The organism is Cytobacillus sp. FSL K6-0265, from assembly GCF_038003465.1.
GTDB classification, from domain to species: domain Bacteria; phylum Bacillota; class Bacilli; order Bacillales; family Cytobacillaceae; genus Cytobacillus; species Cytobacillus stercorigallinarum.
In genome coordinates, this window is record NZ_JBBOPE010000001.1 from 145,693 (window position 1) to 171,440 (window position 25,748).

At 38.0% G+C, this 25,748-nt stretch carries 41 protein-coding genes and 1 pseudogene; 37 read left to right on the top strand and 5 right to left on the bottom strand.

The window, feature by feature from the left end:
• Positions 1–14: 14 nt before the first annotated feature.
• From rplV to rpsI (MHH73_RS00880), 30 genes are all read left to right on the top strand, one after another.
• Entirely contained in the window at positions 15–356 is a 342-nt protein-coding gene (gene rplV, locus MHH73_RS00735; protein WP_095371218.1) for a 50S ribosomal protein L22, read from the top strand.
• Between the two features lie 3 nt (positions 357–359).
• Entirely contained in the window at positions 360–1,016 is a 657-nt protein-coding gene (gene rpsC, locus MHH73_RS00740) for a 30S ribosomal protein S3 (protein WP_095371217.1), read from the top strand.
• Between the two features lies 1 nt (position 1,017).
• Positions 1,018–1,452: a 50S ribosomal protein L16 gene (gene rplP, locus MHH73_RS00745; protein WP_095371216.1), complete on the top strand. Its 435-nt coding sequence runs from the start codon at positions 1,018–1,020 to the stop codon at positions 1,450–1,452.
• The gene (gene rpmC, locus MHH73_RS00750; RefSeq protein WP_009336588.1) at positions 1,442–1,642 is read left to right on the top strand and encodes a 50S ribosomal protein L29; all 201 of its coding nucleotides are present in this window, start codon (positions 1,442–1,444) and stop codon (positions 1,640–1,642) included. The genes rplP and rpmC overlap by 11 nt, the downstream gene beginning before the upstream one ends.
• A gap of 21 nt (positions 1,643–1,663) precedes the next feature.
• On the top strand, positions 1,664–1,927 hold the full coding sequence (rpsQ, locus tag MHH73_RS00755) for a 30S ribosomal protein S17 (RefSeq protein WP_095371215.1): 264 nt from the start codon (positions 1,664–1,666) through the stop codon (positions 1,925–1,927).
• A 41-nt stretch (positions 1,928–1,968) separates the two neighbouring features.
• Entirely contained in the window at positions 1,969–2,337 is a 369-nt protein-coding gene (gene rplN / locus MHH73_RS00760; protein ID WP_095371214.1) for a 50S ribosomal protein L14, read from the top strand.
• A gap of 36 nt (positions 2,338–2,373) precedes the next feature.
• Positions 2,374–2,685 (top strand): 50S ribosomal protein L24, encoded by a 312-nt coding sequence (rplX, locus tag MHH73_RS00765; RefSeq protein WP_095371213.1) that lies wholly within the window; start codon positions 2,374–2,376, stop codon positions 2,683–2,685.
• A gap of 26 nt (positions 2,686–2,711) precedes the next feature.
• Positions 2,712–3,251 (top strand): 50S ribosomal protein L5, encoded by a 540-nt coding sequence (gene rplE / locus MHH73_RS00770; protein ID WP_191816890.1) that lies wholly within the window; start codon positions 2,712–2,714, stop codon positions 3,249–3,251.
• A gap of 25 nt (positions 3,252–3,276) precedes the next feature.
• Positions 3,277–3,462: a 30S ribosomal protein S14 gene (rpsN, locus tag MHH73_RS00775; protein ID WP_009499044.1), complete on the top strand. Its 186-nt coding sequence runs from the start codon at positions 3,277–3,279 to the stop codon at positions 3,460–3,462.
• A gap of 29 nt (positions 3,463–3,491) precedes the next feature.
• Positions 3,492–3,890, top strand: a complete 399-nt coding sequence (gene rpsH, locus MHH73_RS00780) for a 30S ribosomal protein S8 (protein ID WP_095371211.1) — start codon at positions 3,492–3,494, stop codon at positions 3,888–3,890.
• Between the two features lie 31 nt (positions 3,891–3,921).
• Positions 3,922–4,461: a 50S ribosomal protein L6 gene (gene rplF / locus MHH73_RS00785; RefSeq protein WP_191816889.1), complete on the top strand. Its 540-nt coding sequence runs from the start codon at positions 3,922–3,924 to the stop codon at positions 4,459–4,461.
• A 32-nt stretch (positions 4,462–4,493) separates the two neighbouring features.
• Positions 4,494–4,856, top strand: a complete 363-nt coding sequence (gene rplR / locus MHH73_RS00790; protein ID WP_191816888.1) for a 50S ribosomal protein L18 — start codon at positions 4,494–4,496, stop codon at positions 4,854–4,856.
• Between the two features lie 23 nt (positions 4,857–4,879).
• A complete protein-coding gene (rpsE, locus tag MHH73_RS00795) occupies positions 4,880–5,380 on the top strand; it encodes a 30S ribosomal protein S5 (RefSeq protein ID WP_095371208.1) in 501 nt (166 codons plus the stop codon).
• 13 nt (positions 5,381–5,393) lie between these two features.
• Entirely contained in the window at positions 5,394–5,576 is a 183-nt protein-coding gene (gene rpmD, locus MHH73_RS00800) for a 50S ribosomal protein L30 (protein ID WP_191816887.1), read from the top strand.
• A 34-nt stretch (positions 5,577–5,610) separates the two neighbouring features.
• On the top strand, positions 5,611–6,051 hold the full coding sequence (gene rplO / locus MHH73_RS00805) for a 50S ribosomal protein L15 (RefSeq protein WP_191816886.1): 441 nt from the start codon (positions 5,611–5,613) through the stop codon (positions 6,049–6,051).
• Positions 6,051–7,346, top strand: a complete 1,296-nt coding sequence (gene secY, locus MHH73_RS00810) for a preprotein translocase subunit SecY (RefSeq protein ID WP_191816885.1) — start codon at positions 6,051–6,053, stop codon at positions 7,344–7,346. Before rplO ends, secY begins: the two co-directional genes overlap by 1 nt.
• Before the next feature lie 57 nt (positions 7,347–7,403).
• The gene (locus tag MHH73_RS00815; protein ID WP_191816884.1) at positions 7,404–8,057 is read left to right on the top strand and encodes an adenylate kinase; all 654 of its coding nucleotides are present in this window, start codon (positions 7,404–7,406) and stop codon (positions 8,055–8,057) included.
• On the top strand, positions 8,054–8,800 hold the full coding sequence (map, locus tag MHH73_RS00820) for a type I methionyl aminopeptidase (protein ID WP_191816883.1): 747 nt from the start codon (positions 8,054–8,056) through the stop codon (positions 8,798–8,800). Before MHH73_RS00815 ends, map begins: the two co-directional genes overlap by 4 nt.
• Before the next feature lie 295 nt (positions 8,801–9,095).
• Positions 9,096–9,314, top strand: coding sequence for a translation initiation factor IF-1 (infA, locus tag MHH73_RS00825; protein ID WP_095371202.1), 219 nt, complete (start codon positions 9,096–9,098; stop codon positions 9,312–9,314).
• Between the two features lie 35 nt (positions 9,315–9,349).
• Entirely contained in the window at positions 9,350–9,463 is a 114-nt protein-coding gene (gene rpmJ, locus MHH73_RS00830; RefSeq protein ID WP_003156543.1) for a 50S ribosomal protein L36, read from the top strand.
• Between the two features lie 21 nt (positions 9,464–9,484).
• Positions 9,485–9,850, top strand: coding sequence for a 30S ribosomal protein S13 (gene rpsM, locus MHH73_RS00835; protein ID WP_095371201.1), 366 nt, complete (start codon positions 9,485–9,487; stop codon positions 9,848–9,850).
• A 22-nt stretch (positions 9,851–9,872) separates the two neighbouring features.
• Positions 9,873–10,262: a 30S ribosomal protein S11 gene (gene rpsK, locus MHH73_RS00840; protein WP_095371200.1), complete on the top strand. Its 390-nt coding sequence runs from the start codon at positions 9,873–9,875 to the stop codon at positions 10,260–10,262.
• 170 nt (positions 10,263–10,432) lie between these two features.
• Positions 10,433–11,377: a DNA-directed RNA polymerase subunit alpha gene (locus MHH73_RS00845; protein WP_095371199.1), complete on the top strand. Its 945-nt coding sequence runs from the start codon at positions 10,433–10,435 to the stop codon at positions 11,375–11,377.
• A gap of 51 nt (positions 11,378–11,428) precedes the next feature.
• Positions 11,429–11,791 carry a 50S ribosomal protein L17 gene (gene rplQ / locus MHH73_RS00850; protein WP_191816882.1) on the top strand — a complete coding sequence of 121 codons (363 nt, stop codon included), beginning with the start codon at positions 11,429–11,431 and terminating at the stop codon, positions 11,789–11,791.
• A gap of 1,403 nt (positions 11,792–13,194) precedes the next feature.
• The gene (locus tag MHH73_RS00855; RefSeq protein WP_341069596.1) at positions 13,195–14,034 is read left to right on the top strand and encodes an energy-coupling factor ABC transporter ATP-binding protein; all 840 of its coding nucleotides are present in this window, start codon (positions 13,195–13,197) and stop codon (positions 14,032–14,034) included.
• Positions 14,010–14,876, top strand: a complete 867-nt coding sequence (locus MHH73_RS00860) for an energy-coupling factor ABC transporter ATP-binding protein (protein ID WP_341064024.1) — start codon at positions 14,010–14,012, stop codon at positions 14,874–14,876. The genes MHH73_RS00855 and MHH73_RS00860 overlap by 25 nt, the downstream gene beginning before the upstream one ends.
• A complete protein-coding gene (locus tag MHH73_RS00865; protein WP_191816879.1) occupies positions 14,876–15,673 on the top strand; it encodes an energy-coupling factor transporter transmembrane component T family protein in 798 nt (265 codons plus the stop codon). Before MHH73_RS00860 ends, MHH73_RS00865 begins: the two co-directional genes overlap by 1 nt.
• A 9-nt stretch (positions 15,674–15,682) precedes the next feature.
• Positions 15,683–16,444, top strand: a complete 762-nt coding sequence (gene truA, locus MHH73_RS00870) for a tRNA pseudouridine(38-40) synthase TruA (protein WP_341069598.1) — start codon at positions 15,683–15,685, stop codon at positions 16,442–16,444.
• Positions 16,445–16,647: 203 nt separating this feature from the next.
• Positions 16,648–17,085, top strand: coding sequence for a 50S ribosomal protein L13 (rplM, locus tag MHH73_RS00875; RefSeq protein ID WP_341064026.1), 438 nt, complete (start codon positions 16,648–16,650; stop codon positions 17,083–17,085).
• A 22-nt stretch (positions 17,086–17,107) separates the two neighbouring features.
• Complete coding sequence (gene rpsI / locus MHH73_RS00880; protein ID WP_191816877.1) at positions 17,108–17,500, top strand: 30S ribosomal protein S9; 393 nt, start codon at positions 17,108–17,110, stop codon at positions 17,498–17,500.
• Positions 17,501–17,588: 88 nt separating this feature from the next.
• Here the strand turns inward: rpsI (MHH73_RS00880) and MHH73_RS00885 are convergent, their stop codons facing one another.
• On the bottom strand, positions 17,589–17,903 hold the full coding sequence (locus MHH73_RS00885; protein ID WP_341064028.1) for a tyrosine-type recombinase/integrase: 315 nt from the start codon (positions 17,901–17,903) through the stop codon (positions 17,589–17,591).
• A 166-nt stretch (positions 17,904–18,069) separates the two neighbouring features.
• On the opposite strand from MHH73_RS00885, the gene MHH73_RS00890 reads away from it, so the two are divergent.
• A complete protein-coding gene (locus tag MHH73_RS00890; RefSeq protein WP_341064029.1) occupies positions 18,070–18,330 on the top strand; it encodes a YolD-like family protein in 261 nt (86 codons plus the stop codon).
• Positions 18,331–18,459: 129 nt separating this feature from the next.
• On the opposite strand, the gene MHH73_RS00895 is transcribed toward MHH73_RS00890, so the two are convergent.
• Positions 18,460–18,921, bottom strand: coding sequence for a hypothetical protein (locus MHH73_RS00895; RefSeq protein WP_341064030.1), 462 nt, complete (start codon positions 18,919–18,921; stop codon positions 18,460–18,462).
• 67 nt (positions 18,922–18,988) lie between these two features.
• On the opposite strand from MHH73_RS00895, the gene MHH73_RS00900 reads away from it, so the two are divergent.
• On the top strand, positions 18,989–19,741 hold the full coding sequence (locus MHH73_RS00900) for a DUF6973 domain-containing protein (RefSeq protein WP_341064031.1): 753 nt from the start codon (positions 18,989–18,991) through the stop codon (positions 19,739–19,741).
• A 345-nt stretch (positions 19,742–20,086) separates the two neighbouring features.
• Positions 20,087–20,152: pseudogene (gene rpsI / locus MHH73_RS00905) on the top strand (30S ribosomal protein S9); the annotation flags it as partial.
• A 146-nt stretch (positions 20,153–20,298) separates the two neighbouring features.
• Here rpsI (MHH73_RS00905) and MHH73_RS00910 read toward each other — a convergent pair.
• On the bottom strand, positions 20,299–20,643 hold the full coding sequence (locus MHH73_RS00910) for a tyrosine-type recombinase/integrase (RefSeq protein ID WP_341064033.1): 345 nt from the start codon (positions 20,641–20,643) through the stop codon (positions 20,299–20,301).
• 111 nt (positions 20,644–20,754) lie between these two features.
• On the bottom strand, positions 20,755–21,423 hold the full coding sequence (locus MHH73_RS00915; RefSeq protein WP_341064036.1) for an N-terminal phage integrase SAM-like domain-containing protein: 669 nt from the start codon (positions 21,421–21,423) through the stop codon (positions 20,755–20,757).
• Between the two features lie 471 nt (positions 21,424–21,894).
• On the opposite strand from MHH73_RS00915, the gene MHH73_RS00920 reads away from it, so the two are divergent.
• The 4 genes from MHH73_RS00920 to MHH73_RS00935 all read left to right on the top strand — a co-directional run bounded on the left by MHH73_RS00920 (position 21,895) and on the right by MHH73_RS00935 (position 24,046).
• Complete coding sequence (locus MHH73_RS00920) at positions 21,895–22,038, top strand: hypothetical protein (RefSeq protein ID WP_341064038.1); 144 nt, start codon at positions 21,895–21,897, stop codon at positions 22,036–22,038.
• Between the two features lie 146 nt (positions 22,039–22,184).
• The gene (locus MHH73_RS00925) at positions 22,185–22,655 is read left to right on the top strand and encodes a DUF4306 domain-containing protein (RefSeq protein WP_341064039.1); all 471 of its coding nucleotides are present in this window, start codon (positions 22,185–22,187) and stop codon (positions 22,653–22,655) included.
• Positions 22,656–22,986: 331 nt separating this feature from the next.
• Complete coding sequence (locus tag MHH73_RS00930; protein WP_341064040.1) at positions 22,987–23,109, top strand: hypothetical protein; 123 nt, start codon at positions 22,987–22,989, stop codon at positions 23,107–23,109.
• A gap of 415 nt (positions 23,110–23,524) precedes the next feature.
• A complete protein-coding gene (locus MHH73_RS00935; RefSeq protein WP_341064042.1) occupies positions 23,525–24,046 on the top strand; it encodes a C39 family peptidase in 522 nt (173 codons plus the stop codon).
• Positions 24,047–24,578: 532 nt separating this feature from the next.
• Here the strand turns inward: MHH73_RS00935 and MHH73_RS00940 are convergent.
• Positions 24,579–25,571 carry a S66 family peptidase gene (locus tag MHH73_RS00940; protein WP_341064044.1) on the bottom strand — a complete coding sequence of 331 codons (993 nt, stop codon included), beginning with the start codon at positions 25,569–25,571 and terminating at the stop codon, positions 24,579–24,581.
• Positions 25,572–25,748 lie beyond the last annotated feature (177 nt).

Genomic DNA, 25,748 nt, shown 5'->3' on the forward strand with positions numbered 1-25,748 from the left:
AGGAGGGCATTATAATGCAAGCTAAAGCTGTTGCAAGAACAGTTCGTATTGCTCCTCGTAAAGCTCGTTTAGTCGTAGATTTAATTCGAGGTAAGCAAGTAGGTGAAGCGGTAGCGATTTTAAATCTAACTCCAAAAGCTGCTTCTCCAATCGTAGAAAAAGTATTAAAATCTGCACTAGCTAACGCAGAGCACAACTACGAAATGGACGTTAATAATCTAGTAGTTGAGCAAGCATTTGTTGACGAAGGACCAACTTTAAAACGTTTCCGTCCACGTGCACAAGGTCGTGCTAGCGCAATCAACAAACGCACAAGTCACATCACAATCGTTGTATCAGAAAAGAAGGAGGGATAATCTGTGGGTCAAAAAGTAAATCCAGTCGGTTTGCGTATCGGTGTCATCCGTGATTGGGAGTCAAAATGGTACGCAGGTAAAGACTACGCTGATCTTTTACACGAAGACCTGAAAGTTCGTGAGTACATCACAAAACGCTTAAGCGATGCATCTGTTTCTAAAGTAGAAATCGAACGTGCAGCTAATCGCTTAAATATCACAGTCCATACTGCAAAACCAGGAATGGTTATCGGTAAAGGTGGTACTGAGGTAGAGGCGTTGCGTAAAGCACTTAACGCACTTACTGGCAAACGTGTTCACATCAATATTCTTGAAATCAAAAAAGCTGACATCGACGCGAAATTAGTAGCGGAAAACATTGCTCGTCAATTGGAAAACCGCGTATCATTCCGTCGTGCTCAAAAACAAACTATTCAACGTGCTATGCGCGCAGGAGCGAAAGGTATCAAAACAATGGTATCTGGACGTCTTGGCGGTGCTGATATCGCTCGTTCTGAATCTTATAGCGAAGGAACTGTACCACTTCATACTCTTCGTGCTGACATTGATTATGCTACAGCAGAAGCAGATACGACTTACGGTAAGTTAGGCGTAAAAGTATGGATCTATCGTGGAGAGGTGCTTCCTACAAAGAAGAATAATGGGGAAGGAGGCAAATAATATGCTATTGCCAAAACGCGTAAAATATCGTCGTGTACACCGTGGAAAAATGCGCGGTCAAGCAAAAGGTGGTACTGAAGTAACATTCGGTGAATATGGTCTACAAGCTCAAGATGCTTCTTGGATCACTAACCGTCAAATCGAATCTGCCCGTATTGCAATGACTCGTTACATGAAACGTGGCGGTAAAGTTTGGATTAAAATATTCCCGCATAAGCCATACACTGCTAAGCCTCTTGAAGTCCGAATGGGTTCTGGTAAGGGTGCTCCTGAAGGATGGGTTGCAGTTGTTAAGCCTGGTAAAGTAATGTTTGAAATTGCAGGTGTATCTGAAGAGATCGCTCGTGAAGCGCTACGTCTTGCAGCACACAAACTTCCAGTTAAATGTAAGTTTGTAAAACGAGAAGAAATTGGTGGTGAATCAAATGAAAGCTAATGAAATTCGTGACCTTACCACTGCCGAAATAGAACAAAAAGTGAAATCATTAAAAGAAGAGCTTTTTAATCTACGCTTTCAATTGGCGACTGGACAACTGGAAAACACAGCTCGCATCCGTGAAGTGCGTAAAGCAATTGCTCGTATGAAAACTGTTATCCGTGAAAGAGAAATTGGTTTTAGCAAGTGATATTGAGAGGAGGTTCGCACAATGAGTGAACGTAACCAACGCAAAGTATACTCTGGACGCGTTGTTTCAGACAAAATGGATAAAACTGTTACTGTTTTAGTCGAAACATACAAAAAGCATCCATTATACGGCAAACGCGTAAAGTACTCTAAAAAGTTTAAAGCTCATGATGAGCAAAATGAAGCAAAAATCGGCGATATCGTTCGTATCATGGAAACTCGCCCATTATCTGCGACTAAACGCTTCCGTCTAGTTGAAGTTGTTGAGAAAGCAGTTATTATCTAATTGTTCGGAAATATGTTTGATCCCGAAGGGAGGTTACACAGATGATTCAACAAGAATCACGTTTAAAAGTTGCTGATAACTCTGGTGCTCGTGAAGTACTTACAATTAAAGTTTTAGGTGGATCAGGCCGTAAAACTGCTAACATCGGTGATGTAATTGTTTGCACAGTGAAACAAGCAACACCAGGTGGCGTTGTTAAAAAAGGTGATGTTGTTAAAGCTGTTGTCGTTCGTACAAAGAGTGGCGTTCGTCGTAAAGATGGCACATACATCCGTTTTGATGAAAACGCATGTGTAATTATTCGTGACGATAAAGGTCCTCGTGGTACACGTATCTTTGGACCAGTTGCTCGTGAACTACGCGAGAACAACTTCATGAAAATCGTATCATTAGCTCCAGAAGTACTATAAAAATTAAACAAAATGCCTTTAAGGAGGTGCACACAGATGCATGTAAAAAAAGGTGATAAAGTAATGGTCATCTCTGGTAAGGATAAAGGCAAATCAGGCGTTATTCTTGCTGCTTACCCAAAACAAGAACGCGTTCTTGTAGAAGGTGTTAATATCGTAAAGAAACACGCTAAACCATCTAACTTGAATCCTCAAGGTGGAATCCTTAGCCAAGAAGCACCTATTCATGTATCAAACGTTATGCCGGTTGACCCTAAATCTGGTGAACCAACTCGCGTAGGCTATCAAACGGTTGATGGGAAAAAAGTGCGTGTAGCAAAAAAATCAGGTGAATCTTTAGATAAATAGATCAATGAAGAAGGGAGGTACAATCGATGAACCGCCTAAAAGAAAAACATGTAAAAGAAATTACTCCTGCTCTTGTGAGCAAGTTTAACTATAAATCAGTAATGCAAGTACCAAAACTTGAAAAAATCGTTATCAACATGGGTGTGGGTGATGCAGTGCAAAACTCTAAAGCATTAGATAATGCTGTTGAGGAATTAACACTACTTGCAGGTCAAAAACCTGTTATCACTCGCGCGAAAAAATCAATCGCTGGCTTCCGCTTACGTGAAGGTATGCCAATCGGAGCGAAAGTTACTTTACGTGGAGAACGCATGTACGAATTCTTCGATAAATTAGTATCTGTTTCTCTTCCACGTGTACGTGACTTCCGTGGTATTTCTAAAAAGTCTTTCGACGGACGCGGAAATTACACACTTGGTATTAAAGAGCAATTGATCTTCCCTGAGATCGATTACGATAAAGTAAGCAAAGTTCGTGGTATGGATATCGTTATCGTAACAACTGCCAATACTGATGAAGAAGCTCGTGAACTTTTAACACAATTTGGAATGCCATTCCAAAAGTAATCGTTAATTAGAGGGAGGCGAAAACGTGGCTAAAAAGTCAATGATTGCGAAACAAAAACGCACGCCTAAATACAAGGTACAAGAATATACACGTTGCGAACGTTGTGGACGTCCACATTCTGTATACCGTAAATTTAAGCTTTGCCGTATTTGTTTCCGTGAATTAGCATATAAAGGACAAATTCCTGGCGTTAAAAAAGCTAGCTGGTAAACCCAAAGTTAGGGAAGGAGGTAAAAACAATGGTCATGACAGATCCAATTGCAGATTTGCTAACTCGCATCCGTAATGCGAACATGGTTCGTCACGAAAAATTAGAAGTTCCTGCTTCTAATATTAAAAAAGAAGTTGCTGAAATCCTTAAGCGTGAAGGCTTCGTACGTGATGTAGAGTTTATCGAAGATAACAAGCAAGGCATTATCCGCATTTTCTTAAAATACGGTGCTAAAAATGAGCGTGTAATCACAGGATTAAAACGTATCAGTAAACCTGGTCTTCGTGTTTATGCTAAAGCTGATGAGGTACCACGCGTACTTAACGGTCTTGGTATCGCACTCGTTTCTACTTCTCAAGGCGTTCTTACAGACAAAGAAGCTCGCGCGAAACAAGTAGGCGGAGAAGTACTAGCGTACGTTTGGTAATATAGTTTCAGAAAGAATGGAGGTGCAATAAATGTCCCGTATAGGTAAAAAACCAATTGAAATCCCTAGTGGAGTAACTGTAACTGTTGATGAAAATCATCACGTTATTGTAAAGGGTCCTAAAGGTGAGCTTTCTCACACTTTTAATAAAGATATCGCAATTAACATCGAAGAGAACGTAATCAACATCGTGCGTCCTTCTGATCAAAAAGAACACCGTGCGCTTCATGGTACAACTCGTGCTTTGATCGCAAACATGGTTGAAGGTGTATCTAAAGGCTTCGAAAAAGGCTTAGAACTTATCGGTGTCGGTTACCGTGCCCAAAAACAAGGTAAAAAGCTTGTATTGAACGTTGGATACTCTCACCCAGTTGAAATCGAACCTGAAGAAGGTATCGAAATCGAAGTACCAGCTAATACGAAAGTAGTAGTAAAAGGTGCAAGTAAAGAACGTGTAGGCGCTTTAGCGGCTAACATTCGTGACGTTCGTCCTCCAGAACCTTACAAAGGAAAAGGTATTAGGTATGAAGGAGAATATGTTCGTCGTAAAGAAGGTAAAACAGGTAAGTAATGCTGCATAGCTAAACGAAAGGAGTGACCGAAATGATTACGAAGGCTGATAAAAATGCAGTGCGTAAGAAAAGACACGCTCGCGTAAGATCTAAACTTTCTGGCACTGCGGCTCGTCCTCGTCTAAATGTGTATCGCTCAAACAAGCACATTTATGCACAATTAATTGACGATGTGAACGGAGTAACTCTTGCTAGCGCGTCTACACAAGACAAAGAAGCTGGTATTGAAGCTACAGGCAACGTTGATGCGGCTGTTAAAGTCGGCGAATTAATCGCTAAACGTGCGGAAGCAAAAGGATTGAAATCAATCGTATTTGACCGTGGAGGATACTTATATCATGGTCGTGTTAAAGCGTTAGCAGATGCTGCTCGCGAAAACGGGTTAGAATTTTAATAGACAAAGGAGGGACATATAGAATGCGTCGTATTGATCCAAACAAACTTGAACTTGAAGAGCGCGTAGTTACTGTAAACCGTGTAGCTAAGGTTGTTAAAGGTGGACGTCGTTTCAGATTCTCTGCTCTTGTAGTAGTTGGAGATAAAAACGGTAACGTTGGCTTTGGTACAGGTAAAGCTCAAGAGGTACCAGAAGCTATTCGCAAAGCAATTGAAGATGCGAAGAAAAACTTAATTGAAGTTCCTATGGTTGGAACAACAATTCCTCACGAAGTAATCGGTCACTTCGGAGCTGGCGAAATTCTTCTAAAACCTGCATATGAAGGTACAGGAGTTATCGCTGGTGGACCTGTTCGTGCGGTACTAGAGTTAGCGGGTGTAGGCGATATCCTTTCTAAATCATTGGGTACAAACACACCAATTAACATGGTTCGCGCAACACTAGATGGTCTACAACAATTAAAACGTGCTGAAGACGTAGCTAAGTTACGTGGTTTATCAGTAGAAGAACTGTTAGGATAAGGAGGGAAATCAAATGGCGAATAAACTAGAAGTTACCCTCACTCGCAGTGTGATTGGTCGCCCTGAGGACCAACGCCAAACAGTCAAAGCTCTTGGATTACGCAAAATGCACCAAACAGTTGAGCACCAAGACAATCCTGCCATCCGTGGTATGATTAATAAAGTTGCTCATCTTGTAACGGTAACTGAAAAATAATTTTCGATCTTCTACAAAATAAGGAGGTGCCAACATGAAACTTCATGAATTAAAACCTGCAGAAGGTTCACGTCAAGAACGTAAACGCAAAGGTCGCGGTATTGGTTCAGGTAACGGTAAAACTGCTGGTAAGGGACATAAAGGTCAAAATGCTCGTTCTGGCGGCGGCGTACGTCCTGGATTCGAAGGTGGTCAAACACCTTTATTCAGACGCTTACCAAAACGCGGATTCACTAACATTAACCGTAAAGAATATGCGGTAGTTAATCTTGACGCACTTAATCGTTTTGAAGATGGAGCGGAAATTACTCCAGAGCTTCTTATTGAAACGGGTGTTGTAAGTAACGAAAAAGCAGGAATCAAAGTTCTTGCTAAAGGCAACGTAGAGAAAAAGCTTACAGTGAAAGCTCATAAATTCTCTGCTGCGGCTAAAGAAGCAATCGAAGCTGCCGGCGGTAAAGCCGAGGTGATCTAATGCTTCAGACAATCTCCAATTTTATGCGCGTGGGTGACATAAGAAGAAAGATTATTTTCACCCTATTAATGTTAATTGTATTTCGCATCGGCACATTTATCCCCGTTCCAGGGGTGAATGCACAAATTTTACAGTCACAGGATCAAATGAGTGTATTTGGTGTCTTGAATGTATTTGGTGGCGGTGCGTTATTAAACTTCTCAATTCTTGCGATGGGAATCATGCCGTATATTACAGCATCAATCATTGTTCAGTTACTACAAATGGACGTTGTGCCGAAATTTACGGAATGGGCTAAGCAAGGTGAGGCAGGTCGTCGTAAACTAGCTCAGTTTACACGATACTTTACTATCGTGCTTGGTTTTATCCAAGCTCTTGGTATGTCTTACGGGTTTAATAATCTTGCTGGTGGCATGTTAATTGAAAATCAGGGTATTGGCTCTTATTTATTAATTGCTACAGTATTAACTGCAGGAACTGCTTTTTTAATGTGGTTAGGGGAGCAAATTACGGAAAAAGGTGTTGGTAATGGTATCTCTATTATTATCTTCGCTGGAATTGTTGCCGGTATTCCTTCCATCGCTAACCAAATTTATGCGCAGCAAATTGAAGGTGCTGGAGATCAATTATTCCTACGTATCGTAACCCTCGTACTTATCGTGCTTGCGGTTATTGCTATTGTAGTTGGAACAATCTTTATCCAACAGGCATTAAGAAAAATTCCAGTACAATATGCAAAACGTGCATCAGCAGGTAAGACGCCAGTAGGTGTTCAAAACACTCATTTACCTTTAAAAGTAAATGCTGCAGGTGTTATCCCTGTTATCTTTGCGATTTCATTTATCATTACACCACGAACGATTGCAGGCTTTTTTGAATCGAACAGTGTAACGACTTGGATCCAGAAGATATTTGATTATACTGAGCCAATCGGTATGGTCATCTATGCTGCATTAATTATTGCTTTCACATATTTCTATGCATTCATTCAAGTAAACCCAGAGAAAGTCTCTGATAACTTGAAGAATCAAGGTGGTTATGTACCAGGTATCCGTCCTGGTAAAAACACACAGGAATATTTAACGAAAGTTTTATATCGTTTAACTTTTGTTGGTGCTCTTTTCTTAACAGCAATTGCAATCATTCCAATGTTCTTCATTAATGTTGCAGGGCTACCAGAAACTGCTCAAATCGGTGGAACAAGCTTACTAATCGTGATTGGTGTAGCTCTTGACACTTACAAGCAGTTAGAGTCTCAGCTAGTTAAACGTCATTATAAAGGTTTTATCAAATAGAAAGGTTTAAGGGGACAATTGTTCCCTCAAACCCTAATAGAATAGGGGGGAATTCACTTGAATCTTGTATTAATGGGGCTCCCTGGTGCCGGTAAAGGTACACAAGCAGAAAGAATTGTTGAAAAGTACGGTATTCCGCATATCTCTACTGGAGACATGTTCCGTGCCGCGATTAAAGAAGAAACTGCTCTAGGTTTAGAGGCAAAATCTTTTATGGATAAAGGTGAACTTGTACCAGACGAAGTAACAATTGGTATTGTTAGAGAACGTCTTGGTAAACCCGATTGCGAAAAAGGTTTTCTTTTAGATGGTTTCCCTAGAACCGTTGCTCAAGCGGATGCTTTAGAAAATATTCTTTCTGATCTATCAAGAAAAATTGATTACGTTATTAATATTGATGTTGATCAAGAGATTTTGATGGAAAGGCTAACTGGCCGCAGAATTTGTAAATCTTGTGGGGCAACATATCATCTTGTATTTAATCCTCCAGCTAAAGAGGGCGAATGTGACCGCTGTGGTGGAGAATTATATCAACGCGAAGATGATAATGAAGCAACTGTTAAAAATAGACTTGACGTAAACATTAAGCAAACAAAACCTTTGCTTGATTTCTATGAAAATAAAGGCTATTTACGTAACATTAACGGTCAACAAGAAATTGGTAAAGTATTTACTGATCTAGATAGTCTTTTAAGAGGCTTACAATCATGATCATAAGCAAAACTCAGCGTGAAATCGATATTATGCGAGAAGCTGGTAGAATTGTCGCTTTAACACATGAGGAATTAAAAAAGCATATCACTCCGGGAATAACGACAAGAGAATTAGATCGTCTTGCTGAGGATTTTATTCTCAAATGTGGTGCCGTCTCATCTTTTAAAGGATATAACGGATTTCCAGGTAGTATATGTACATCTGTGAACGAAAAGCTAGTTCACGGGATTCCTGATGATAATAGCTTAAACGATGGTGATATCATCAGTATTGATATAGGTGCAAAATATAACGGTTATCACGGTGATTCTGCCTGGACCTACGCAGTAGGGGCAATTGATGAACAATCAAAAGCGTTGCTTGAAGTTACTGAGCAGTCATTATATGAAGGCTTAAAACAAGCAAAGCCAGGTGTACGCTTATCGAACATCTCTCATGCAATCCAAACATATGCGGAAGGCAAAGGCTTTTCCATTGTACGAGAATATGTCGGACATGGGGTAGGGCAAGACTTACATGAGGAACCACAGATTCCACATTTTGGTCCCCCGAATAAAGGGCCTCTATTAAAACCAGGTATGGTATTAGCGATTGAACCGATGGTAAATATTGGTAGTAGATATGTATCAACGCTATCTGATCAATGGACAGTCGTAACAGTCGATGGTAAGCGTTGTGCCCATTTCGAACATACAATAGCGATTACTGAAACTGGTTATGAAATACTTACTGTAAAATAACAGTAAAACTTTTCTAAAATACTCCGTTTCTAACTCATTTTTCTTTTTACTATAAGGAGACGTCAAACTCTTTTTATGTTATAATCAGAAGGTTGTTGTGTATATGTTTAAAATCATTTGTTTTGAGTAAGATGATTATTAGCTCATAAAGCTTGCATTGATTACGCGACCTATGAGATTATGTATCGGAATGTCCGAATGTGTTATTCTGCGAACCTTTTAGCAAAGAATCTACATGCTTGGGAAAGCATTTGATGTATTTCGTATATGATTTTATGGAAGGGAGACTTGTTTAGTGGCGAAAGATGATGTAATTGAAGTAGAAGGCACAGTCATAGACACTTTGCCAAATGCAATGTTTAAGGTAGAATTAGAAAACGGTCATACAGTTTTAGCTCATGTTTCCGGTAAAATTCGCATGCACTTCATTCGTATTTTACCAGGGGATAAAGTAACAGTTGAGCTTTCTCCTTATGACTTAACTCGCGGAAGAATCACTTATCGTTTTAAATAATCATTGCACTCCGTACTACTAAGGAGGTTAGGATAATGAAAGTAAGACCATCAGTTAAACCGATCTGCGAAAAGTGCAAAGTCATCCGCAGAAAAGGTAAAGTAATGGTTATCTGTGAAAACCCTAAACATAAACAAAAACAAGGCTAATTTGAAGGAGGTGCGCATATAGTGGCACGTATTGCAGGTGTAGATGTACCACGTGAAAAACGTGTAGTAATCTCATTAACTTATATCTATGGTATTGGTAAAACAACTGCTCAAAAAGTTCTAGCAGAAGCTGGTGTAAACGAGAATACTCGTGTACGCGATCTTACTGAAGATGAATTAAACAAAATTCGTGAGCAAATCGATTCATTAAAAGTTGAAGGTGACCTTCGTCGTGAAGTATCACTTAACATCAAACGTCTAATGGAAATCGGATCCTACCGCGGTCTTCGTCACCGTCGTGGCTTACCTGTTCGCGGACAAAATACTAAAAACAATGCTCGTACACGTAAAGGTCCTCGTAAGACTGTAGCGAACAAAAAGAAATAATCGGTAAAGGAGGGTTCTTAAAATGGCTCGTAAAACTAATACACGTAAACGTCGTGTCAAAAAGAATATTGAAAGCGGAATTGCACATATTCGTTCAACATTCAATAATACAATCGTAACTATCACTGATTCTCATGGTAATGCTCTTTCTTGGTCAAGTGCTGGTGCGCTAGGATTCAGAGGTTCTCGTAAATCGACTCCTTTCGCTGCGCAAATGGCTGCTGAAACAGCTGCGAAAGCATCTATGGAACATGGTATGAAAACTTTAGAAGTAACAGTTAAAGGACCTGGTGCAGGTCGTGAAGCTGCTATTCGTGCATTACAAGCTGCTGGTCTAGAAGTTACTGCTATCAGAGACGTTACTCCAGTACCACATAACGGATGTCGTCCACCAAAACGCCGCCGTGTATAATTAATCTGTATAAACTTTTGAATCCCTGTCTATAATGGGATATGATACAAAGTAAATGAATTATACAGTATTTATTATTCCAGTTGTTGTGCACAAAACGGGAACGTATACATGGGGGAATTTCGGTTAACAAGCCGGGGTTTCGACGTTTTGAAGGAGGGTGTATTTTGATGATCGAAATAGAAAAACCAAAAATCGAAACGGTTGAGATCAGCGATGATGCTAAGTATGGTAAGTTCGTCGTAGAACCACTTGAGCGTGGATATGGAACAACTTTGGGTAACTCCTTACGTCGTATCCTATTATCCTCACTCCCAGGTGCCGCTGTCACTTCGATCCAAATTGATGGGGTACTTCATGAGTTCTCAACAATTGAAGGCGTCGTAGAAGATGTAACATCTATCATTTTAAACATTAAAAAGCTTGCATTGAAAATCTATTCTGATGAAGAAAAAACATTAGAAATTGATGTTCAAAGCGAAGGTGTAGTTACTGCTGCAGATGTAACACATGATAGTGATGTAGAGATTCTTAATCCGGATCTTCATATTGCTACTCTTGGTTCAAATGGTCATTTGCATATGCGTCTAACTGCTAAACGTGGTCGTGGTTATACACCAGCTGTTCAAAACAAAAAAGAAGATCAACCAATCGGTGTTATTCCTATTGATTCTATTTATACGCCAGTTTCACGCGTACAATATCAAGTTGAGAATACTCGTGTTGGTCAATTGAGTAATTTTGATAAATTGACTTTTGATGTTTGGACTGACGGAAGTACTGGCCCTCAAGATGCAGTTGCACTTGGAGCGAAGATCTTAACTGAGCATTTGAATATCTTTGTTGGTTTAACTGATGAAGCTCAAAATGCTGAAATTATGGTTGAAAAAGAAGAAGACCAAAAAGAAAAAGTCCTTGAAATGACAATTGAAGAACTAGATTTATCTGTTCGTTCATACAACTGCTTAAAACGTGCAGGCATCAATACTGTTCAGGAGTTAGCTAATAAAACTGAAGAAGATATGATGAAAGTACGTAACTTAGGTAGGAAGTCTCTAGAGGAAGTAAAACATAAACTAGAAGAGCTTGGATTAGGTTTGCGTAAAGACGACTGATTGTCTTTTAAATCTAGCCTTTAATGACTTCAACAAAGGAGGGAAACTTTCATGGGATACAGAAAGTTAGGACGTACTAGCGCTCAACGTAAAGCGATGTTACGTGACTTAGCAACAGATTTAATCATCAATGAGCGTATTGAAACAACTGAAGCTCGTGCTAAAGAACTTCGTTCAGTAGTTGAAAAAATGATCACACTTGGTAAACGTGGAGACCTTCACGCTCGTCGCCAAGCAGCTGCATTTGTTCGTCATGAAGTAGCTGATGCTGAGAAAAACCAAGATGCTGTTCAAAAATTGTTCAGTGATATTGCTCCTCGTTATGAAGAGCGTCAAGGTGGTTACACTCGTATTATGAAAATCGGTCCTCGTCGTGGCGACGCAGCACCAATGGTAATCATCGAATTAGTATAATAAACGTATCTTCTAAGATTAGGATAACCTAACCTTTGAGATTCATGTGCAGATTGAGGGCGCCTGAATGGTTTCATTGGAACTTATTCAATGCCCTCTTTCTTTAAATAGGGATACCCCTAAAGCCAATGAGCAAAACCATTTTGAGTGTTACGATGGACACCCGTAAGATTGAGGTGTGACGTCTAGCTCTTTGCATCTTCATCCATGTGCTTTACTCGTCCATACAGGAATGCCTGTATTACTTGGATGAGGATGCAGGCTTTTTTAAAAACTACCATTGCAAGGCAATTGTTAACGAGCCTTTGTTATGGAGATAATGCAGATAAGATAAAACTCCATACACATAGTAGCTCGCCATCAATAGTGGCGGCTTTTTTATTATATCTAATTAATTATGTTTGGTAGGATTTGTGTATAAGGATAAGAGACTAAAGTGTTTGAGTTAATGGGAAAATAAAGGATAAATTGCCAGAGCCAGATTGAAAGTTCTTGTGTCTTATAAGTTCAACAAAATGCGAGATTTTGAGGAAATGAGCCAAGCCTAAATAGGGTCACAAGCGGATGGAAACACAAATATGATTATGTTGGCAAATTGGGGTTACGAACACGAGTGTGTGGAATAAGCGTAAGATATGTGGGTAAATCGGAAATACGCACACAAGTGTAAGAAACAAGGATAAGAAGAGTGGGCAAACCGGAAAAGCGCACACAAGAGTAAGAAACAAGGTTGAGAAGTGTGGGTAAACCGGAAAAGCGCACACAAGTGTAAGAAGCAAGGAGAAGAAGAGTGGGTAAACCGAAAATGCGCACACAAGTATGAGAAACAAGTCTGAGAAGTGTGGGTAAACCGAAAATGCGCACACAAGAGTAAGAAACAAGGATAAGAAGTGTGGGCAAATGGGAAAAGCGCACACAAGAGTAAGAAACAAGGTTGAGAAGTGTGGGTAAATTGGAAAAGCGCACACAAGTGTGAGAAACAAGGATAAGAAGAGTGGGCAAATGGGAAAAGCGCACACAAGAGTAAGAAACAAGGATAACAAGAGTGGGTAAATGGGAAAAGCGCACACAAGAAGGAAAAAAAGTTTCAGCTAGGTTAGAAAAATACAATGGCATTAGAAATAGTAAAAAAAGCAGTAGAATCCAGTTGTAGCTTTACAGGCTTGCCAATCATATCGTCCAGTTTTCAATCACTTCAGAGCACTTATGTTTTGACAAGCAAAGAAGAATAGCTCTGAGGCAGGTTCCAAAGAAAGAACGAAGTATAAGAGCAACTAGACCTCTGTCATTGCCTTCACAGGCTTGCCAATCGGTCAGTTTTCTAATAAAATTTAGACGTTAGATTTTTAGGTTTGTTTTTAGTAGAGTTGAGAGTAGCAGAGGTTGGAGAGGAGTAGATGAGTATGAAGAATTCCCTCGTGCAGATAAGGAATCTTTCTTTTAAATATGATGAGCATGCGGATTATGCGTTGAAAGATGTGACGTTTGATATATATGAAGGGGAATGGTTGGCGATTGTTGGCCATAATGGTTCAGGGAAGTCAACGATGGCTAAGCTTTTAAATGGCTTGAATTTCCCGAAAGAAGGCAGTATTACGGTAGATAATTTGCTGCTATCAGAAGAAACGGTTTGGGACATACGAGATAAAATTGGGATGGTTTTTCAAAATCCCGATAATCAGTTTGTTGGTACGACTGTACAGGATGATGTGGCTTTTGGTTTAGAAAATCACGGCATCGAGAGAGAAGAAATGATTAAACGTGTCCATGACGCGCTGGAGAGTGTGAAAATGGAAGAGTTTCTTGATCAAGAGCCGCACCATTTATCAGGTGGTCAAAAGCAGCGTGTGGCCATTGCAGGGGTTCTAGCGCTTAGGCCGAATATCATTGTCTTGGATGAAGCGACTTCTATGTTAGATCCGCGTGGACGTGAAGAGGTGTTAGAGACAATTAGACAGTTAAAAGCATCACAAGAAATGACTGTTATTTCCATCACACATGATTTAGAGGAAGCAGCAAAGGCTGACCGCATGATTGTGATGAATAAGGGACAGCTTTATCGAGAAGGTAGTCCGGAAGATATTTTTCAATTAGATGAAGAGTTGATTTCGTTAGGACTCGATATTCCGTTCCCTGTGAAAATGAGCAAAATGTTAAAAGCTTTAAATATCCCAGTATCTAAGCATCATTTATCCGAAGAAGAATTGGTGGAAGAATTATGGACATCTCACTTAAAAATGTAGAATATCGCTACCAAGTCAATACGCCATTTGAAAGATTAGCGATTCAAGATGTGTCTATAGATATTCCATCTGGCACATTTCTCGCTTTAATAGGACATACTGGTTCTGGGAAATCGACCGTCCTACAACATTTAAATGCATTACTGAAACCTACAGCGGGCGAAGTTGTGATTGGTGAGAGAACGATTACTTCTGAAAAGAAACAGAAAGACTTAAAAGCGGTACGCCAAAAAGTAGCGATTGTCTTTCAATTTCCTGAGCATCAATTATTTGAAGAAACTGTAGAGAAAGATATTTGTTTTGGTCCGATGAATTTCGGTGTAAATGAAGAAGAAGCAAAAAGACGTGCGCATGAAGCCATTAAACAAGTAGGCTTAGATGAGTCGATTTTACAAAAATCACCGTTCGATCTTTCGGGTGGGCAAATGCGCCGAGTAGCCATTGCGGGTGTATTAGCGATGCAACCTAATGTTATTGTGCTTGATGAACCAACAGCAGGCTTAGATCCCCGTGGTCGCAAAGAAATTATGGATATGTTTTATCAGCTTCATAAAGAGCGGAATTTATCTACAATACTTGTAACCCATAGTATGGAGGATGCCTCACGCTATGCAGATAAGATTGCTATTATGCATAAAGGTCAAGTTTATAAGGTGGGAACTCCACTCGAGATTTTCTCTGACCCAGAGCAACTGATAAAAATGGGCTTAGACGTACCAGAGGTAGTGAAATTCCAGCAAAAGCTAGAAAAAACATTCGGCCATAAGTTTGCTAAAACTTGTTTAACAATTGAGGAAATCAGTCAAGAAATGCCTCGCTTTTTAAAGAGAGGTGAAGCATAATGATGGAAAAAATGATTTTTGGACGCTATGTTCCAGCTGACTCAGTGATTCACCGCATGGACCCGCGTTCCAAGCTCCTTATCGTTCTTTTATTCGTATGTGTTGTTTTCCTCGCTAATAATGCGATTACGTATGGTGCACTTGTTGTCTATACCTTATTAATGCTAGCGATGTCGAAAGTGCCGATGCGTTTTGTATTTGGTGGCTTAAAACTCGTCTTCATTTTGATTATTTTTACGTTCTTGATGCATATCTTTTTAACAAGAGAAGGTCCGGTTATTTTTGAATTAGGATGGTTTAAAGTCTATGAAGAAGGCTTGAGACAAGGGATTTTCATCTCTTTACGCTTTTTCCTATTAATCTTAATCACATCCATCTTAACGTTAACAACCGCTCCTATTGCGATTACAGACGGTTTAGAGAGCTTGTTAGGCCCACTTAAGAAGCTGAAGTTTCCAGTCCATGAGCTCGCTCTAATGATGTCTATCGCTTTAAGATTTATTCCGACGCTTATGGAGGAAACAGATAAGATTATGAAGGCACAGTCAGCAAGAGGGGTGGAGTTCTCCTCAGGCCCTGTAAAAGACCGTGTAATGGCAATTATTCCACTATTGATCCCGTTGTTTGTGAGTTCATTTAAACGGGCAGAGGAGCTTGCTACGGCAATGGAAGCACGTGGTTATCGCGGTGGCGATGGCCGGACAAGGTATCGTAAGCTTGTGTGGAGCGGTATCGATACATTGATGTTGTTATTGCTTTTAGCTTTAACGATACTGTTAATTATATTTAGAACATAAAGAGGGCCGATTATGAGAATCAAATGTATTATCGCCTACGATGGCACAGGCTTTGCAGGCTATCAAGTACAACCCAATAAACGGACTGTCCAGAGTGAACTAGAATCAGCACTTACGAAGCTGCATAAGGGCAGCGAGGTTAAAGTAGTTGCTTCTGGCCGCACGGACGCTGGTGTCCATGCGGTGGGTCAAGTGATCCATTTTGATAGTCCTTTGCAACTGCCTGCAGAGCGGTGGCCGGTTGCTTTGAATTCTATTCTGCCGAATGATGTGGTAGTAGAAGAAGCGGCATATGTAGCAGAGGACTTCCATGCACGATATCATGCCATAGGTAAGGAGTATCGCTACCGATTAATACGCACGAAGAAAAGCAATCCTTTTTTGCGGCATTATGCTTATCAATATTCTTTTCCGATTGATGTCGAGCGTATGCGTGAAGCAATTCCGTATTTATTAGGAGAGCATGACTTTACGAGCTTCTGTTCAGCAAGGTCTGAGGTGGAAGATCGCGTGCGTACCATCCACGGTATTTATATTGAGGAAGATGGGCATGAGCTACTGTTCCGCTTTGTTGGTAATGGATTTCTTTATAATATGATTCGCATTTTAATGGGAACGTTACTTGAAGTCGGTAAGGGTGAGCGTGAGCCCTATGAAATAGAAGAGATATTAGCGAAGAAAAACCGTATTTATGCCGGGAAAACGGCACCTGGTCATGGCCTGTATTTATGGCAAGTCTATTATGAAGAAAATATTGCTAATGATAGGTAGAACGCGTCCTTTGCAGGATTTATGAGAAAAAAATCTTAAAACAACTAATCCTGGTGTAACATCGACTTGACAATCAGCTGGTAAAGTTATATTATAGCATATGGTATTATAATTAAAACCACGATAAGCCCCGGAATCTTATTGTGTAAGAATATATGAAACCAAAAATGATTATGATGGATTTAATTTAGGAGGGAAAACCGATGCGTACAACGTTTATGGCGAATGCAAACAATATCGAACGTAAATGGTACGTAGTTGATGCTGAAGGCAAAACTCTTGGACGTCTTGCTAGTGAAGTAGCATCAATTCTACGTGGTAAACATAAACCAACTTTTACACCACATGTGGATACTGGTGATCATGTAATTATCTTGAACGCTTCTAAGATCGAGTTAACTGGTAAGAAGCTTACTGATAAAATTTACTACCGCCACAGCATGCACCCTGGTGGTTTAAAAACTAGAACTGCTAATGAAATGCGTACAAACTACCCTGAGAGCATGTTAGAGCTTGCTATTAAAGGCATGCTTCCAAAGAACTCTCTTGGTCGTCAAATGTTTAAAAAATTACATGTTTACGCTGGTAGCGAACATACGCACCAAGCACAACAACCAGAAGTTTACGAACTTCGTGGATAATTAATTAGGGGAGGTTATTAACTTGGCACAGGTTCAATATACTGGTACTGGTCGCCGTAAGAGCTCAGTAGCTCGCGTACGTTTAGTCCCTGGCGACGGTAAAATCGTTATCAATGGTCGTGACATCAATGAATATATCCCATTTGCAGCTTTACGTGAAGTTGTTAAACAACCACTAGTAGCTACTGAAACAGTAGGAAGCTACGACATTCTTGTAAATGTTAAAGGTGGTGGATACACTGGTCAAGCTGGCGCAATCCGCCACGGTATCGCTCGTGCGTTACTTCTTGCTGATCCAGAATACCGTCCAACACTAAAACGCGCTGGACTATTAACACGTGACGCTCGTATGAAAGAACGTAAAAAATACGGTCTTAAAGGCGCTCGTCGTGCACCTCAGTTCTCAAAACGTTAATAAACCAACGTTTCAAGACCCTCGAACAGTTTTGTTCAAGGGTCTTTTTTGATGAGAAAAATAGCTTTTAACCTAATTTTGACCTAATTTATTCTAATTCCATAAATTTAAGGAAGTTTTCAGCAGTTTTTTGAGACATTGTTTTTGAGACATGAGTATATACATTCATTGTTGTTTGAATGTCTTTATGGCCCAACCTAGCTTGTACTTCTTTAATGCTTGCGCCAGCTTCAAATAACATTGAGGCATGTGTATGTCTCAGTCCATGAATAGTAATACTATGTAGGTCATAGATCGTTATGAAGTTATTTAATAGTTCATTCGGATACGCTAACCTTATAGGTCGTAAATCGCCTCTTAAGAGAATATGTGAAGGCTTCTTGTTGATTCCGTCCGCAAGCAACAATTCTTTCTGCTTAACCTTCCAGCCAGAGAAGAATTAAAATTTTGTCCGTTTACGAAGATTACTTTCGTGCATATTGTTTTACCAAGCGACAGCAGCGCACTTTCAAGGTAAGTAATGTCTTATCGATTGGTCCAGTCAGGAAAGTAAGGTGAGGAGCTTAATCATGGGAGTGAAAATGCCAAAAAAGTCAAAACCACAAAGACCTTCAAGGGATGAATTTGAATTAGAAGAGTTGGGAAATGCAGTAGTTGAGGCACATAGGGAGAAAACTGAAGTCTTAATATTGTTGTGGCAAAGTGAGCCTATCCAAGGGAAAATCGTTAATCTTGATGGCCAGACTCAATTAATACATATTGAAAGTGGTTATGAAACGATAAAGGTAAAAATTATTGATATTCTTTCAATTCAAAGCGCTCCTCAATAAGAGGGCGCTTTTATTTTTCATCTATATAACTTTCTATATAGGTATCTATTGACCTATAAACTAGTAAATATTTTTATTTTTATCCAATATATGTTTTTATTTGGATAATTGTAGTGGTATAGAGTTGTATTATTCTTCATAAAGATGTAAACCATCAAAAATTTTGGAAGTTGTTTCAATCTCGTTCTTATCGTTGATACTTTTTACTTTAGCGTTAATACCGAGCTTTGTAGAGTTGGCACCTGCATACATAAGTATCTTTTCGTATTTTTTACCATTTATTTCATAGGACATCGCTAAATTATAATCATCTTTGGGGCGATACTTGGTATTGAAACTAATAGTATCCTTGGGTTTTAATTCTGGAAACTCTGTTAAATGGACCTTTTCTTCATCACCATTAATTAAATATATTTCTGATTTTGGGACTACTTCTGTAGATGTGTTCTGAATTCTTATATTTACTCCATCTGGTAAAGATGAAAATTCACCTTGAGAGAGTTTATTTAAAAGATAGGGGGTACTTAAAGCCAGAATTAGAAGAAGAAGAATAATACTTATCACTATGGTTGTCTTTTTTTTTTTTGTCATTTATATCACCTTTTCCCTGAAATTGGTTTTCATCTAATTACTATAATATAGAATAGGAGAATTTGGAATGAAAAAGGTATTTTTAGCTTTTATATTTCTATTAGCTTTTGGAGTATCGAGTGCATATGCATCAGAAAAACCAGAGATGCAAAAATCAAATATAGAGAATCAATTGGATGTGACTCCTGAATTATCAGAGGAAGTTTTAGAAGTTTTAACTGAAGAAGATTTTGCAGCGGCTTATGAGATCCTAACTGAAACTACATCTATAGAAGATTTTGAAAAACAAGAGAAAGAATTAGATCAATTAATTATCCCGATTTTAATAGATATTGCTAAAACAAAAGAAAATTCAATTAAGCCATATAGCATTTTACCCGATGCCTATAATAGATTGAATGATACTGAAAGAAAGCTGGCAAAGAAGCATCCAACTCAAGCTGCAATTGTTTACAATTGTTCAGCTGCTGCGACAGGACTTGCAGGAAAATTATATAAAAATGGGAATGCTGATAATCATAATGGCAATGCTTTTAAACATGCATTTTGGAATGCAGCAATGACAAGAGACATGAATGCTACAAAAGCAAAAACATGGGCAGATGCTCATGAGGTAGGGGCTAAAGGTGTTTCAAAAGATATGGATTTGAAAAATAATAAGATTGGTAGAGATACTTATGTCGCTTTAGCAGATGCAAGTTTTCTTAAACCAGATTATACTAAGATTCAAAAAGAATTGATGAAAAAAATTGATCAGGGTAAATTATACCGTGTGGTCAATGGTAAGTTAGTAAAAACAAATAGCAGTGGTAAGAAATAAGAATATTTTCTTTTTCACTTATCTGTGATTTTCTCGATTTATGATGTGGTGTGCCAACCAAATACTATATTCACATATAAGGAAATGTAAAATAAATCATTTAATAAAAGTTTTTCCGAGGGTGTAAATAAACATCTCTCGAAAAACTTTTATTTTTTTACCTAATTATAATAAGTCTAGTGTATTGCTACTGAATACTTAAGCAGGTGTGTAGTGCCATATAAATTGACCTACTTTTGACCATTTTTTAAATACAATTATGGATAGCTCAGTATATAAATATCCCGAGTTTCTTCTATATATAATGGTTTTATATATAATGAAATAATTAAGTATAGCTATGACATGAAAGAACGTAAAAAATACGGTCTTAAAGGCGCTCGTCGTGCACCTCAGTTCTCAAAACGTTAATAAACATATACCAAGGTTTTGCCCTCTATGCTCTTATGAGCAGGGAGGGCTTTTTCATGTCCAAATTTGGAATTGAATACCCTTTGAATACCCCAAGCTAAAATCTCATGTACATCTGGAACATCTCGGCTGTTTTCTCCTTCGCTTCATCGGTCACATGGGTGTATATCCATCGTGGTTTGAATATTTGTATGTCCGAGCTGAGTTTGTACATCTTTGATGGAAGCACCAGCAGCAAACAACAAACTGGCATGTGTGTGCCGGAAAGCTTGAATATTTATTTGTGGCAGCTCCGGGTTCTTAGGATAAATCCTCTCTAGCTTTTCATTTAAGTAAGCCAATCGACAATAATCCATTTCATGTTTCAACTGATTATAGACTGTAAAGATGGGTTGCTTATCATCGGATTGAAAAGATGCGGCAACTTCTAACTTCAAATAGCGCTGTATTTGCTTGCCGCGCCATTTTTTTAGATTGCCAGCGTTTGTCAACGCTGACGACACGCCGAGATGACTTTGTTTTCGATGTCTGAAGCTGCTTTTTACCACTCGTGTGAATCAAAGTCATTTTTCAAGCTGATCGTCTTATGGTGGAAGTCCACGTCAGACCAATGCAAGGCATAAAGCTCCCCCTTTCGCTCTACTGTGAAGGCGAGTAACCACCGAAACATGGGATATGGCCATGTCATCCTCTTGAATCGAATCCAGGAAGGTTCTGAGCTCTTCTCGTGTGTAGTACTTTTTCCCTTCCAGTTCCGCATTATATTCCATTTCATGTTTTAATTTCGGCAATTTGACATAATCCATTGGATTTCGCTTAATAATATCCATTTTCATGGCATATCGGAAAACCAGGTTTGCTTGTATCTTATTATCATTGAAGGTTTTAAGCTCCTGGGCCCAAGCGTTAACCGTTTTTTGACAATACGAGCAGGATATGTCTTTCATTTTGTAAGGACTAAAGACTGGGAGAATTCTACGACTGAATTTACTTTCCATTGCATACACCGTAGATGGCTCTACTTCTCTGCGATGCTGCTTGAACCATTCTTCAAAAACTTCACGGAAGGTCATCTGATCATTTTGGCAGAGACCAAATTCATTCACTTCCACCAATAGTTTAAATAGCGTAACATTTGCTTCTTTTTTTGTCTTGAAGCCCCGCCGAGTGGTCCGTTTCTTCTTTCTAGTGAGCGGGTTCTTTCCAAGATATGCATTAAACATATAAGCGGAGGTACCGTCTTTCTTTGTATACCTTTTAATGTTTGTCATAATAGCTTTTCTTCTAGACCTAACTATACACAGAAGGCATATCCGAAAATGAAATCGCACAAACGACTTGATAAAAGTGTTTGAACAACAATTTGTTCCAAGAAATTTAATTGACATGTCAGAGTTTGATTTAGACGAAATTATCTATTATTCAAATGCCTATCTAAAGTTTGATGGCTATGAAACCTTCAAACTCAAGGAGATTTATAAATTAAGAATAGAATGGTTCCATGGTGGAATTGGATGAGGTATTTGCAGGTGAAAAAGAGTTCAGTTAACATTTCATAGAAGAACAGATTAAAAAATGAAATCAAAAGATAAGTGAGGAAGATTGCACAGGATCGATCACCAATACCCGTTCTTTAGTTGAAGCGGCATTAAAAGTAGTTATAAAGTGCCTTGATTCCCATATTCTTTACAAAAATTGATAACGCTAATTTCTCGAGGATTGAGCATATTACAGAGGATAAAATGGTTGAGAAACAAAAGTCTGTCTTAAAGAGGGCCGCGTTGGGTGGCGTTTTACTTGGGCCCGCTGCTGCTATCGTCACTGGAATATCAGGTGTCGGAACAAAGCAGTCAAAAGATATAATACTTACCTTTACCGGCCAATGATTAAGTAATTGAGTCATTAATAGACCCATCTTCAAATCATTTTTTAAAATTTAATCTGTATTAAATAGGATTTTTTTCTTAATTCTTACATTTTTAAAATTTTAGTATATAATAAATTATAAGATACATTTTTAAGGAGCATATTTATGATTAACAAAAAATCTTTATTATATATTGTTCTATTTGTAGTATTTTACGTTACTCTGATGTTCTCTTGGTATGAGGGTAGTGAAGTTAGGGCTAATATATTTGAGTGGGGGTATTCAACCCCATTTACCAATGCAATGAATAATAGTGTTAATTATAGTAATTACCCCTCCGAAATATCTAATCTAGATCATTTTGTATATGCTGCTAAATTTAAACCGCTTTTTCCCTTAATTATGTTTATTTCAATCTTCTTAATAATATCAATATATTTATGGAATCAGGTAAATATTTATAAGCTTGCAGCTATCATGGGATTTGGAGTGATTTTACTTTTACTTTCTGTATTTAATTTTTCACCGTCGACAATTGGCGGGAAGTATTTTAGTTATACATTTGTTATTTTAGGGCTTATAAATATTGCATATCCAATATTTATTTTAGTAAGGAAAAAAAATATTGAATCTTAGAATATTTCATTTGAAAGAAATTCTTTGAATATTGGCAGTTGGCCACAGCTATTTATATCCGACTCAATGGAGCAATAGAGGTGGCGCTACCTTTAAAGTATTAATCAGGAAGTCACAATTAGACACGAGAGAATCACCTTTCATCCAAAAGAGTATAGCAATTAACAAAGAGCTTTAAAAACTACGCTTTCCGTCACTGGTCTCATTATGAAGTTTTTTACCCCGTTAGTGAACTAAAAAGGGGATAAGTATGGGTATGTTCATTTTGAGAAAAGTCAGTACTCCAAATACCCAAAATTGTTAGTCTTGAAGTAGTAAGGAGGGAGATTTTGTGAAAAAGGAATATTATAAGTTTGCTCTTTCACTGATATTTTTATTTGGAGTCATAGCGATAGGTATTTTATTGCAGGTGTATGATGTTCCTATGAAAGGAATACCAGCCTTATTTGAATAAATCTAACTATTGAATTTTTAAAGTCACGATTATCCACAACACTTGAAACAGCCACTCTCCTTCCTGGGGGTAGTGATCCAACCTTAAGTCTTAAGGCATTAGGGAAAGTCTTATTGATGAAGCAGTTGATATATATATATATATATCACCAGATGTAGTACTAGAACGAGGGGGAATTAGAGATATTAAAAAATATGCTATGGGTATTAGCCTCATTTCTCCTTGTACAGAAATTCTTAGGAGAGGTATAAATATAAGTAGCATATCATCATTGAAACAACTGATTTATTCTCGAAACCTGGTGGGCTGTATTTATGCCATGAAGATGAAAAACAGCTCTATACTGATTATGAAATGGTAAGGGAATGGGAGAAGCAGGAATTCTCGGATGCAATAAAAATATTGGAGTGATTAGATGAACTATTCTTTAAATATACCAAGATTTTCTCAGAAATTTGAGGAAAGAGATTGGCCTTCTCAAAAACTTGTAGAGGGTAATGGTGCTGAATATTGGGGGGACAGATCTTGTGGACTGGCATGTTTAAGGATGGTTTTAAGTTATTATAAATTGCCAATACCATCACAATATGAGCTATTATTAAATGGATTATCTAAAAATGCCTACTGCTCTAAAGGATGGATTCATAGTGGACTTGCGAAGATGGGTTTAGAATTTGGTTTAAAGGGTTCTGCTATTAGTATTAAAAATGGAGACGAACTAGAGAGATTTTTAATAGAGACAGGACCTTTAATAGCTTCGGTAAGCCATGAGCTACCTCAAGATGGAAGAAAAGGTGGGCATTTAATTGTTGTTAGTGGGCGACAAAAAGGAAATGATACTAATATTATATTCCGTGATCCTTCAAGGTGGGGTATTACTAATAGTATTGTTTCAGAAGATAGATTTTTTAGTAGTTTTACTCAACGTGGCATTTAGTAGTTTTACTCAACGTGGCATAATATATACTTTAAAATAAATTCATGCTTGAAGATAATAATCTAATTACCATAATAATATTTATCGGCAATTGCAAAAAGCCAGAACCCTTGTGGGAACTGGCTTTTCATTTGCCCTTTGATGGGAAAACGTTTATGCATACAAACATTTATAGATAAAGCACATTTTGTTCTTTTTAGAGAATGAATGAAAACATGCATAAAATGCTGTATCTTTATAAAAAAAGTTTGAACAAAACACATAATTTCTATTAAATCCCCACTCGTTTTTCAAAAGAAAGTTCACTCATTTTAGGCTCTAAATTTCTCTCGTGCTATTCCCTTAGTAGCTACCTAAAATAATATTTTGTCTAAATTTTGAGCTCACTACAATTGATCTACCTTAAGAAATAATCTCTGCGTGGTAAGAATTTATAGTAAACCAAGAGATTAATTACACATTATTCTAAACTATTTACCACTAATACAATTTATCCTCCAATATGATTAGTGGGATTAAATAATACTTATCATTATACTATCCAGTTTTCTACTAACTCTACTGTTTTATTAGCTGCGTCAAGTCTTACTTTCCTTCCAATTGGCATCGGAATCATTGGGTGAGTATGACAACTATCAAACTCAGCTAATAGAGGAATAGAGGGATTATCTATTATCTCCGTTAAAATTTCATATGGTTTTTTCCCTGTACCCATATCATCAAAACGTTCATATTTGCCTACTACAATTCCCGAAACTAAATTAAATACACCATGATTTTTTAACATTGCAAAATTTTTCTCAACTGTTTCTGCGTTTTTTATACTATCTTCAATTAATAAAATATCTCCTTTTTTAAATTTAGGCATAAACGGAGAACCAATGCTACCATATATTGCATTTAGATTTCCTCCAATTAAGCGCCCCTCCGCAATTCCAGAATTGACTGTAATCCATTCATTATTTTTCAACTTCTTTTCATAAGTTTTCTCTAACCAATTAACAGAATCTTCCGTCCATAGAGGCGGGATTTCAATAGAGTACGGAAGTTTTTGTTCTCTTATAAAAAACTGTTCAAAATAACGATATGTTTCGTGTACAAGTGGTTCAAATTCACCAAAGCTCGGTATGAATGCAGGACCATAATATGTTGGAATACCAGTTTTCGCATAAAGAGCAAGTAGAATCACTGTAACATCGGAATATCCAACAATAAGCTTTGGATTTAGTTGAAATGCCTCATAATCAATATAAGGTAACATGCTGTTTGAGTTTGTTCCTCCAATTGTAGACATAATCATTTTAATATCTGGATTACGTATTAATTGGTTTAACTCTTCTGCTCTTTCCTTTGGTGACCCTGAACGATACCCATCTTGTTTTCCTGTTAATTGTCCTTCGATAATTTGAAACCCTTTTTCCGTTAAAAATTTCTTTGCTCTATTAAAACGAGGTGCTGCGGTTACAGTTGCAGGAGACGACGGTGAAAAAATACCAATGTGATCGCCGATTCGAAAACGTTGCATTCAAATCCACACCTCCTATTTCTATGTATTGAATCAAATCAATTGAGCTCATTTATTACCCCTTCTTTAAATTGATTCTATCCGATGATAATAATTATCCCGTATTCTTCCATTTATTACACCCCTTGCATAATTTTTATTATAGTATATAATAATTTACATTTCCAATTAAAAAAC